Here is an 8,865-nt window from a genome sequence, read left to right on the forward strand (position 1 = left end):
CCCGGATCCGCCCGGTCGCGGTGCGTCCGGACCGGGCGGTCAGCCGAGCGCCGCGGCGAGCTGCGCGAGGCCCTCCGCGCGGTCGCGCAGGTGCAGCCGGACCGCCGGGCACCCCAGCGAGCGCAGCACCCGCAGATCGCCGAACGCCTGCGCCAGCTGCAGCTCGCCCAGGCTGTAGGGGCGCCCCGGCACCGGCACGTCGCCGGTGACCGCCCCGGTGATCTGCAGGAACGCGCCGTTCAGCGGCCCGCCCTTGTGGTACTGGCCGGTCGTGTGCAGGTGGCTCGGCCCCCAGCCGAACGTGACCGGCGCCGGGCGCCTGCGCAGCTGCGCGCCCCGCGCGGCCAGCAGCGGGCGCAGCCCGGCCGCCGCCGCGTCGCCGGAGCGGTCCAGGAAGGCGAGCACCGCGAGGTAGCCGCCGTCCGGGACGTCCGCGAGGAACGCCTCCAGCGCCTCGGCGAGCGTCCGCGCGCCGCGCAGCGCGTCCTCCGGGGCGTGCACCTCCACCGCGCCCTCGACCAGTTCCGGCGGCCGCCGCACGACCGTCGGCGCCGCGCCCTCCTCCGAGCGCAGCAGCGCGGCCGTGCTGGCCCGCGACTCCGCGGTGTCCGGCTCGTCGAACGGGTTCACGCCGATCACCCGGCACGCCACCGCGACCGCGTACTCCCACAGCAGGAACTGCGCGCCGAGCGGGCCGGCGACGCTGATCCCCGCCTCCCGGCCCGGGCCCGGCTCGTCCGGGCGGCGGCCGAGGATGACCCGGCGCAGGTCGCCGGCCAGCTCGAAGCCCGGCGCGGCGACGTCCTCCACCACGACCGGCAGCAGGCCCTTGCCCTCCTTGCCCGTCGCCCCGGCGACCAGCTGCTCCGCCCACCCGGCGAAGCCGTCCAGCCCGGAGCCGTGGTCGGCGATGACGAGCTTGTCGCGGCCGCCGAGCGCCGACGAGCCCAGCGCCGCGCCCAGCGCCAGGGCGGGGTTGTCGTAGGGCTGCGCCAGCACCCCCGCGAGCCGGGACGCCTCGTCCAGCACGCCGTCGACGTCGACGCCCGCCAGCGCCGCCGGCACCAGGGAGCGGGCGCCCAGCGCCCCGAACCGGTCGTCGACGTCCGGCTCGGCCGGGACGAGATGATGGCCCGCCTCGGCGGCGGCGCGGGCGGGATCGGAGCCCTCCTCGGCCACGACGACGAACCGGCGCGCCGCCTCGCCGCCGCGCAGTCCGGCCTCGGCGAACGCCCGCGCGAACACGCGGCGCAGCGCCTGCGCCTCGATGCCGCCGCCCACGACGACCACGAGCGTCCGGGCCAGGTCGCCGGCCAGGACGCCCGACACCTCGTGCGGGTCGGTGGTGTCGAGGACGGTCAGCTCGGCGCCCGCGGTGCGGCACATCGCCTCGGCGGCGGCCGCCGCGCCCCCGGCGGCGGCCAGCACGACCCGGTCGAGGCCGGCGTCGCGCGCCTCGCCCGCCGCCGCCGCCAGCCGGTCGCGCAGCGACCGGGAGGTCTCCGGCAGGTCGAGCCAGCCGAGCCGGCGGGCGGCGAGCGGGGCCGCGTCCGGCCCCCACAGCTTGGCGCTCCTGGACGCGAGCGACCCGGGCACGCCGTCGGAGACGAGACGGTCCAGGACCGTCTCGCCCTCGTCGACGACGGCGCCGCGGATGGTGACCGAGATGCCCCCGGCGGTCACCACCGAGGTCACGCGCCGGCCGCCTTGGACTCCAGCTCGCCGGTGATGGAGTCGAGCATGCCCTTCCACGAGGCCGCGAACTTCTCCACGCCCTCGTCCTCCAGGACCTGCACGACGTCGTCGTAGTCGACGCCGATCTCCTTGAGCGCCGCCATGTGCGCGCGGGCGTCGTCGTAGGCGTCCCGGACGCTGTCGCCGCGCACCTGGCCGTGGTCGGCCGCGGCCACCAGCGTCGCCTCCGGCATCGTGTTGACGGTGCCCGGCGCGACCAGCTCGTCCACGTACAGCGTGTCGACGAGGTTCGGGTCCTTCACGCCGGTCGAGGCCCACAGCGGCCGCTGGGGGCGGGCCCCGGCGTCCTTCAGCGCCTTCCACCGGGCGGTGCCGAACTTCTCCTCGTACAGCGCGTACGCGAGCCGGGCGTTGGCGAGGCCCGCCTTCGACCGCAGCGCCTTCGCCTCGTCCGAGCCGATCTTGTCGAGCCGCTTGTCGATCTCGGTGTCGACCCGGCTGACGAAGAACGACGCGACCGACGCGAGCTTCGACAGGTCGTGCCCGTTCTCCCTGGCCTGCTCCATGCCGGCGAAGAACGCGTCGATGACCTCGCCGTAGCGCTCCAGCGAGAAGATCAGCGTCACGTTCACGCTGATGCCGGCCGCCAGCGTCTCGGTGATCGCCGGCAGGCCCTCCGGCGTCGCCGGGATCTTGATGAACAGGTTCGGCCGGTCCACCAGCCACCACAGCATCCGCGCCTCGGCGACCGTCTTGGCCGTGTCCTTGGCGAGCCGCGGGTCCACCTCGATCGACACGCGGCCGTCCACGCCCTCCGTGCGGTCGTAGACCGGGCGCAGCACGTCGCAGCCCCAGCGGATGTCGTAGGTGGTGATCGCGCGGGACGCCTCCTCGACGTCCACGCCGAGCAGCGCCAGGTCGCGGACCTGGTCGTCGTAGGCGTTCCCCTTGCTCAGCGCCTTGGCGAAGATCGTCGGGTTGGACGTGACGCCGACGACGTGCTTGTCCTTGACCAGCTCCGCCAGGTTCCCCGACCGCAGCCGCTCGCGGCTGATGTCGTCCAGCCAGATCGACACGCCCTCGTCCGAGAGCCGCTTCAGAATGTCGCTCATCGTCCTCTCCTAGTTGCCGGTGGTGGCGCCGCGCCCGGCGCCGTGCACGCCGGCCTTGATCAGGCTGGCCTTCGCCGCCGCGACGACGCGCTCGGAGGTGATGCCGAACTGCTGGAACAGCGTCTTGTAGTCGGCGGACGCGCCGAAGTGCTCCAGGCTGACCGACTCGCCGTCGTCGCCGATGTAGGTGCGCCAGCCCAGCGCGACGCCCGCCTCGACGGACACGCGGGCGCGCACGCCCGGCGGCAGGACCTCCTGCCGGTAGGCGTCGGTCTGCTCCTCGAACCACTCCACGCACGGCATCGACACGACGCGGGTCGGGGTGCCCTCGGCCTGCAGCGTGCGCCGCGCCTCCAGCGCGAGCTGCACCTCGCTGCCGGTCGCGATGATGATCACCTCGGGCCGGCCGTTGTCGGCGTCGGCCAGCACGTAGCCGCCCTTGGCGACGCCCTCCGCGGACGCGATCTCGCCGCCGCGCTCGAACGTCGGCAGCTTCTGCCGGGTCAGCGCGAGGCCCGCGGGCCGGTCGGTGTGCCGCAGCACGGTCCGCCAGGCGACGGCCGTCTCGTTGGCGTCCGCGGGCCGGACCACGTCCAGGCCGGGGATCGCCCGCAGCGCCCACAGGTGCTCGACGGGCTGGTGGGTCGGGCCGTCCTCGCCGAGGCCGATCGAGTCGTGCGTCCACACGTAGGTGACCGGCAGCTTCATCAGCGCCGCCAGCCGGACCGCCGGGCGCATGTAGTCGCTGAAGATCAGGAACGTGCCGCCGTACGGGCGGGTGCCGCCGTGCAGCGCGATGCCGTTGCAGATCGCGCCCATCGCGTGCTCGCGGATGCCGAAGTGCAGCGTCCGGCCGTAGCGGTGGCCGGGGAACTCCTTGGTCTGGAACTCCTCGGGGATGAAGGACGGCTCGCCCTTCATCGTCGTGTTGTTGCTCTCGGCGAGGTCGGCCGAGCCGCCCCACAGCTCCGGCAGGACGGGCGCCAGCGACGCCAGCACCTCGCCGGACGCCGCGCGGGTCGCGATGTCCTTGCCGGCCTCGAACACCGGGAGCGCCTCGTCCCAGCCGGGCGGCAGCGTGCGCGAGGAGATCCGGTCGTACTCCGCGGCCCGCTCCGGGTTCGCCGCCCGCCACGCGTCGAACGCCTTGTTCCATTCGGCGTGCTGGGCGCGGCCCCGGTCGGACACCTCGCGGGCGTGCGCCAGGACGTCCTCGGGGACGTAGAAGGTCTCGGCCGGGTCCAGGCCGAGGATGCGCTTGGTCGCGGCGACCTCGTCGGCGCCGAGCGCCGACCCGTGGATCTTGCCGGTGTTCTTCTTGTTCGGCGCGGGCCAGCCGATGATCGTGCGCAGCGCGATGAACGACGGGCGGGCCGTCTCGGCCTTCGCCGCCTCGAACGCCGCCGCGAGCGCGGCCACGTTCTCCTCGTAGTCGCCGTTCTCGGTCCAGTCGACGCGGTGGACGTCCCAGCCGTACGCCTCGTAGCGCGCCCGCACGTCCTCCGACAGCGCGATCGACGTGTCGTCCTCGATGGAGATCTTGTTGTCGTCGTAGAGCAGCACCAGGTTGCCGAGCCGCTGGTGGGCGGCCAGGGCGCTCGCCTCGTGGCTGATGCCCTCCTCGATGTCGCCGTCCGACGCGAACGTCCAGATCATGTGGTCGAAGGGGGACTCGCCCTGCGGCGCGTCCGGGTCGAACAGGCCGCGCTCGCGCCGGGCGGCCATCGCCATCCCGACCGCGTTCGCGAGGCCCTGGCCCAGCGGCCCCGTGGTCGTCTCCACCCCGGCCGTGTGCCCGTGCTCCGGGTGGCCCGGGGTGAGGCTGCCCCACTTGCGCAGCGCCTTCAAATCGTCCAGCGTCATCGGGTAGCCCGACAGGTACAGCTGGATGTAGAGGGTCAGGCTGGAGTGCCCGCAGGAGAGCACGAACCTGTCCCGCCCGGGCCAGTGCGGATCCGTCGGGTCGTGCCGGAGGAACCGCTGGAAGAGAAGGTAGGCGGCGGGCGCCAGGCTCATCGCCGTGCCGGGGTGACCGGAGCCGGCCTCCTCGACCGCGTCCATGGCGAGGGCGCGGATCACGTCCACCGCGCGCCGGTCCTTGTCGGACCACTCAAACGTGTTGTTGTCCCTGCTCACGGAACGCCAGGCTCCTCTCGAACCGGTGTCAAGACCTCTGTGCAGCGTCGTACGGGCGCGCGTGTCCAGCCCCGTGCCGCCGCCCGGTCCGCGGCGGGCGAAGATCATGCGCCACCCCTGGCGAGCCTACCGCGCGGGCGGCCGCCTCATCCTGCAGCGGGAAGGCGCCGCGTTCCGGGGGGCCGGCTTCCCGCGCCTTCAAGCACCCTTGCCCGGACGCCGCGCGGGCTAACCCCCCGCGCGGGTGATCCGGCGGGTGATCCGCGACGCGCCGGGGCGGCCCGCGCGGCCCGGCGGCCGGCGGCCCGGTTCCCGGTGCCGTCCGGGCGCCGTCCCGGCGGCGCCGCGGGCGCGCCGGGCGACCCGGTGCGCGACCTCCGGAGGGGGCGGACTACAGTGATTGCGCGGCTGCCGGCAGTGGCCGCGGCAACAGAGACCAAGCCGAAGTCGCACCAATCCGAGGCCGGCCCGGTAACGCGGGGGCACCGCCGAGGTGGACCGATTTCTCATCCCTAGTTGGACGTGGACCCGATTGTGACGGTGCTCAGTAGCAAGCACGAGATGGAGCTGGACCGGGTGCCGGGGGCGCTCGCGCCGGCCCTCGTGCCGAACCCCGCCGAAAGCGCCGCCCGCCGGACGGTGGGCGCGAGCGTCCGCGCCTACGTGGCGCTCACGAAGCCGCGCGTCATCGAACTGCTGTTGATCACCACCATCCCGGTGATGTTCCTGGCGGCGGACGGCGTCCCCCCGCTGTCGGCGGTGCTGCTCACGCTGGCGTTCGGGACGATGTCCGCCGGGTCCGCCAACGCGATCAACTGCTACATCGACCGCGACATCGACGCCAAGATGCGCCGCACCCGCCGCCGCCCGCTGGCCCGCCACCAGGTCACTCCGGCCCGCGCCCTGATCTTCGGGGTGACGCTCGCGGTGCTGTCCACGGCCGGGTTCCTGCTCGCGGTGAACCCCGTCGCGGCGGCCGGGTCGCTGTTCGCGATCCTGTTCTACGTCTTCGTGTACTCGCTGCTGCTCAAGCGGCGCACCTCGCAGAACGTCGTGTGGGGCGGCATCGCCGGGTGCATGCCCGTCCTCATCGGCTGGGCCGCGATCACCGGGTCCGTCGCCTGGACGCCGTTCGTGCTGTTCATGGTGGTGTTCCTGTGGACGCCGCCGCACACGTGGACGCTCGCGATGCGCTACCGCGAGGACTACGCCGTCGCGAAGGTCCCGATGCTGCCGGTCGTCGCGTCCGAGCGCCGCGTCGTCGTCGAGAGCCTCGCCTACACCTACGCGACCGTCGCGGCCTCGCTGGCGCTGTGGCCGGTCGCCGGGATGAGCCCGGTGTACGGGGCCGTCGCGGCCGTGCTCGGGCTGGTGTTCCTCGCCGAGGGGCACCGGCTGCTGAAGGCGGTGCGCGCCGGGGTGACCGGCGTCCACCTGCGGCCGATGCGGTTCTTCCACCTCTCCAACGTGTACCTGGCGCTGCTGTTCACCGCCGTCGCGGTCGACCCGCTGCTGCACTGAGCCCGGCGCGGCCGGGCGGTCACCGACGGTGACGGACCGGCTTAGCGTTGGACGCGGCGTCCCGTTACGCTCGCGTCATGGCGCGCATGGACCCGAAGGCGGTGCTCGAAGGCCGCGTTCCCGGCAGGCCCCCGGTCGGCCTCATCATCGGCATGACCGTGTCCGGGCTCTGCATCCTGATCGCGTTCGGCGCCGACGCCGCGCTCGGCGGGGCGGGCTTCTGGGTCGGCGTGCTGCTCGCCATACTGCCGATCCCCGTGCTGGTCGCCCTCGCGCTCACGCTGGACCGGCTTGAGCCCGAACCGCCGCGCGCCCTGGTGTTCTCGTTCATGTGGGGCGCGGGCATCGCCGTGCTGGGCGCGCTCGTCCTCAACACCGCCGGGCTGCTGTACGTGACCGTGCCCATCTTCGGCGAGACCGAGGGCCACTTCGTCAGCGCCACGTTCGGCGCGCCGATCATCGAGGAGACGCTGAAGGGCGCCGTCCTGTTCGGCCTGCTGTGGTTCCGCCGCAACGAGATCGACGGCTTCGCCGACGGCATCATCTACGCCGCCATGGTCGGCCTCGGCTTCGCGATGATGGAGAACATCACCTACTACATGCGGGCGTTCGAGGACGGCGGCGCCCAGCAGCTGCAGGCGGTGTTCATCCTGCGCGGCCTGATCGCGCCGCTCAGCCACCCGCTGTTCACGTCCATGACCGGGCTCGGCGTCGCCTACGCGGCCACGCACCGGCGCGGCCAGATCGCCGCGCCGCTCGCCGGGCTGCTCGGCGCGATGATCCTGCACGGGCTGTGGAACGGCGCCGCGGGCGCGTTCGGGCTGGCCGGCCTGGGCGTCGTCTACCTGCTGGACTTCTGCGTCCTGGTCGCGCTGGTCGTCATCGTGTTCGTCGAGCGCCGCGGCACCGTCCGCCGCATCGAGACGTACCTGCCGATGTACGCCGGGACGGGCCTGGTCACGCCGCAGGACGTGCGGATGCTGTGCTCGATCCCGTCCCGCCGGGCCGCCCGCCGCTGGGCCCGGCTCGTCGGCGGCGCGGCCGCCGGGCGCGCCATGACCGACTACCAGCTCGCCGCGACCGAGCTGGCGCTGCTGCACAAGCGCGCCGACCGGGGGGTGGCCGACCAGCGCTGGTTCGTCGCCCGCCGCGACGCGCTGCTGGAGCTGATGGCGCTGGCCAGGCAGGCGTTCCTGCGCGCGCCGCGCCGCGGGTCGGCGTGGCCGGGCGGCCCGCCGTGGGCCGGGCAGGGCCCGTCCGGGTTCCTGCCGCCGCAGCCGCCCGGCCCGTACGGCCGGTAGCCGGGGGTCGGGTCGGGGGTCCGGGGACCCGGCCATACGATTGTTGCCGTGGCAGAGCGACCGTCGTCCGATCCCGTGATCCGAGCCTGGAACGCCGTATGGCGTCCGACCCCCGGATCGCTGCGGCTGCTCGCGCTCCTGGGCGTCATCGGCAACGTGCTGATCGTCCTCAGCGGCGGAGCCGTCCGCGTCACCAAGTCCGGGCTCGGCTGCCCGGAGTGGCCGCGCTGCACCGGCGACAGCCTCGTCCCCACGAACAGCCCCGAGCACCACCTGCTGAACATGTCGATCGAGTTCGGCAACCGCATGGTCACCTTCCTGGTGCTGGGCATCGGCATCCTGGTGTTCGTCGCGGCGCTGCGGCTGCGGCCGCGCCGCAGGGAGCTGGTCTGGTGGTCGCTGGCGCAGCCGATGAGCGTGGTCGCGCAGGCGGTCATCGGCGGCATCGTCGTCCTGACCAAGCTGCACCCGGCCGCCGTGTCGCTGCACTTCCTCGTCTCGCCCGCGCTGCTGGTGTTCTGCGTGGCGCTGTGGGTCCGCGCGGGCGAGGGCGACGCCCCGCCGCGCCGCCTGACCGGCCCGTGGACGCGCCGCCTCGCCGCCGCGCTGCTGGTGTCGTGCGCCGCCGTCCTCGTCGCGGGCACCGTCGTCACCGGCACCGGCCCGCACGCGGGGGACGCCGAGTCGCGCCGCTACGGGTTCAACATCACCGACGTCGCCCGCATCCACGGCGAGCTGGCGTGGCTCACCATCGCCCTGACCGCCGCCGTCATCGTCGCCCTCTACCGGACGGGCGGGCCCGCCGCCGCGAAGCGGCGCGCGATCGAGCTGGCCGCCCTGATCGTGGTCCAGGGCGCCATCGGCTACACCCAGTACTTCCTGGGCGTCCCCGCCGGGCTGGTGCTCCTGCACATGCTCGGCTCGGTGCTGATGTGGATCGCGGCGTTCCGCCTGTTCTTCGCGCTCCGCGACCGGGGCTCCGCCGCCGCCGTGGCGCCGCGGCCCGCTCCGAGCGCCCCGCAGGCCGAGTCCCCGCGGCCCGAGTCCCCGCAGGCCGAGTCCCCGCGGCCCGAGTCCCCGCAGCCCGCCTGACGGCTCCC

6 protein-coding genes are annotated in these 8,865 nt (G+C 74.2%); 3 read left to right on the top strand and 3 right to left on the bottom strand.

Features of this window, described 5'->3' with window-relative positions; genetic code table 11:
- Positions 1-39 precede the first annotated feature (39 nt).
- From ACIWVC_RS17870 to tkt, 3 genes are read right to left on the bottom strand one after another with little or no spacing between them, the layout of a single operon-like run.
- Positions 40-1,695 (bottom strand): glucose-6-phosphate isomerase, encoded by a 1,656-nt coding sequence (locus tag ACIWVC_RS17870; RefSeq protein ID WP_396448747.1) that lies wholly within the window; start codon positions 1,693-1,695, stop codon positions 40-42.
- Entirely contained in the window at positions 1,692-2,807 is a 1,116-nt protein-coding gene (gene tal / locus ACIWVC_RS17875) for a transaldolase (RefSeq protein ID WP_396448745.1), read from the bottom strand. The genes ACIWVC_RS17870 and tal overlap by 4 nt, the downstream gene beginning before the upstream one ends.
- Before the next feature lie 9 nt (positions 2,808-2,816).
- Positions 2,817-4,943, bottom strand: a complete 2,127-nt coding sequence (gene tkt, locus ACIWVC_RS17880) for a transketolase (protein WP_396448743.1) — start codon at positions 4,941-4,943, stop codon at positions 2,817-2,819.
- 561 nt (positions 4,944-5,504) lie between these two features.
- Between tkt and ACIWVC_RS17885 the strand changes: the two genes are divergently transcribed.
- The 3 genes from ACIWVC_RS17885 (at position 5,505) to ACIWVC_RS17895 (ending at position 8,857) form a co-directional block, all read left to right on the top strand.
- Complete coding sequence (locus ACIWVC_RS17885) at positions 5,505-6,464, top strand: heme o synthase (protein WP_396448776.1); 960 nt, start codon at positions 5,505-5,507, stop codon at positions 6,462-6,464.
- A 77-nt stretch (positions 6,465-6,541) separates the two neighbouring features.
- On the top strand, positions 6,542-7,765 hold the full coding sequence (locus ACIWVC_RS17890; protein ID WP_396448741.1) for a PrsW family intramembrane metalloprotease: 1,224 nt from the start codon (positions 6,542-6,544) through the stop codon (positions 7,763-7,765).
- Between the two features lie 48 nt (positions 7,766-7,813).
- A complete protein-coding gene (locus tag ACIWVC_RS17895) occupies positions 7,814-8,857 on the top strand; it encodes a heme A synthase (protein ID WP_396448740.1) in 1,044 nt (347 codons plus the stop codon).
- Positions 8,858-8,865 lie beyond the last annotated feature (8 nt).

The sequence above is a fragment of the Actinomadura sp. genome, assembly GCF_044508335.1.
GTDB lineage: Bacteria > Actinomycetota > Actinomycetes > Streptosporangiales > Streptosporangiaceae > Spirillospora.

What these genes read in the sequence shown, in the direction of transcription:
- tal (WP_396448745.1), bottom strand. Translation starts at nt 2,807, where the DNA reads ATGAGCGACATTCTGAAGCGGCTCTCGGACGAGGGCGTGTCGATCTGG.
- ACIWVC_RS17885 (WP_396448776.1), top strand. Translation starts at nt 5,505, where the DNA reads ATGGAGCTGGACCGGGTGCCGGGGGCGCTCGCGCCGGCCCTCGTGCCG.
- ACIWVC_RS17890 (WP_396448741.1), top strand. Translation starts at nt 6,542, where the DNA reads ATGGCGCGCATGGACCCGAAGGCGGTGCTCGAAGGCCGCGTTCCCGGC.